1 protein-coding gene and 1 pseudogene are annotated in these 1,645 nt (G+C 72.4%); both read right to left on the bottom strand.

The annotated features are described in order from the left end of the window. Positions 1 to 447 (bottom strand): annotated as a pseudogene (locus G6026_RS17620) (bifunctional metallophosphatase/5'-nucleotidase); the annotation flags it as partial. Positions 448 to 574: 127 nt separating this feature from the next. Beyond that, complete coding sequence (locus G6026_RS15060; protein ID WP_182613649.1) at positions 575 to 1,633, bottom strand: pyridoxal phosphate-dependent aminotransferase; 1,059 nt, start codon at positions 1,631 to 1,633, stop codon at positions 575 to 577. Positions 1,634 to 1,645 lie beyond the last annotated feature (12 nt).

Genomic DNA, 1,645 nt, shown 5'->3' with positions numbered 1-1,645 from the left:
TGGGGACGTCCCGCCGATGGAGTCACCGGTGGCGAGCAGCATCGCGTCACCGGACTGGTCTCGCAGCTTGCCCACCGTCGCGGCGAGGTGGGACCCCCCGCCCGCCGGTCGCACGTTCCCCGAGCCGTCCCGGAGCTGGCCCTGGAACCCCACCGGTCGGGTGAGCGCGCCGGAGAACTCCCCGATTCCGAGGATCCGCACCGACTGCGTCTCCACCGAGGGCGTCCACGGCCGGCCCGACTCGCCGGGGCGGGCGTCGGCGGCGGGCGCGGAGGCGAGGGTGAGGACCAGCGCGCCGATGGCCGTGAGCACCAGCGTGATAACCCCGGCGAGGCGACGGGGCGAGGACTGCGCGCCGCGGACGGCGGCGGCTGACTGTGAACCCGACCACAGGGCGACCTGGATGGGCGAGGAGTTCACGCTGTCCCATGAACTCTTCTGTCTCATCCGGCTCCTTCGGGTCCCGCCCAGGTCGGGCACGCGGACACGTGGGGCCGCGAGCGGGAGCACCACTCCGCCCCCTCGAACCCCGACCACTGTGCCGGTGCGAGGTCACGGGAGCCCGCCGGAACAGTCACGTTCCGATCACAAAAGTGCGGGCGGCGGCGAGTAGGCGGTCGTTTTCCGCCGGGTCGCCGATCGTCACCCGCACCCCGTCTCCGGCGAAGCACCTCGTGATGACGAGGTGGTCGCGGCAGTGTGCGTCGAACGCCGCCGCGGCGTCCCCGAGCGGCAGCCACACGAAGTTGGCCTGGCTGTCCGGGACGGCGTGCCCGAGTCCGAGCAGCGCCTCACGGACCCTTTCCCGTTCCGCGACCACCGCGTCCGTGCGGGCGCGGAGCTCGTCGCCGGCCTCGAGGCATGCGATCCCCGCGGCCTGGGCGAGCGAGCTCACCGAGAAGGGGACGACCATCTTCCCCACCGATGCCACCAGCCCCGCTGGTCCGGTGAGGTAGCCCACGCGCAGGCCCGCCAGACCGTACGCCTTGGAGAACGTCCGCAGTGCCACGACGTTCGGCCGGGCCATGGACTCGGCGACGCCGTCGATCGGGTCCTCGGATCGGAGGTACTCGTAGTAGGCCTCGTCCAGCGCCACGGTGACCCGCTCCGGGATGCGGTCCAGGAACGCGGTGAGCGCGGCCCGGGAGACCGCCGGACCCGTGGGGTTGTTGGGGGTGCACGCGAAGATGACCCGGGTCCGGTCGGTCACGGCATCGGCGAGGGAGTCGAGATCGAGGGTGCCGTCGGAGCGGTTGGGGATCGCGACGGGGACGGCGTGGGCGATGCGCGCGATGATCGGGTACGCCTCGAACGATCTCCAGCCGAAGAGCACCTCGTCCCCCGGGGCGCACACCGCCTGCACGAGTTGCTGGCACAGCGCGACCGACCCGCACCCCGCCGTGACGTTCTCCGTTGGGATACCGAGGTACTCCGACAGTCGGGAGACGAGGGCCCCGGCCGTGATGTCCGGGTAGCGGTTCACCCCTGCCGCCGCGTCCACGATGGCGGCCGCCACGCTCGGGAGCGGGCCCGCGGTCGTCTCGTTGGAGGCGAGCTTGATCGCGCCCGGGACGGTGGCGCCGGGTACGTACGAGGGGATGGCGTCGAGGTCGGTGCGCACGTCGGGGGACATGCGTCCAGAGTA

Origin of the sequence: Dietzia sp. DQ11-38-2 (genome assembly GCF_014145055.1) — a bacterium.
Classification (GTDB): domain Bacteria; phylum Actinomycetota; class Actinomycetes; order Mycobacteriales; family Mycobacteriaceae; genus Dietzia.
The sequence above is the reverse complement of the archived record's forward strand: the minus strand, read 5'-3'. Positions and strand labels throughout refer to the sequence as shown.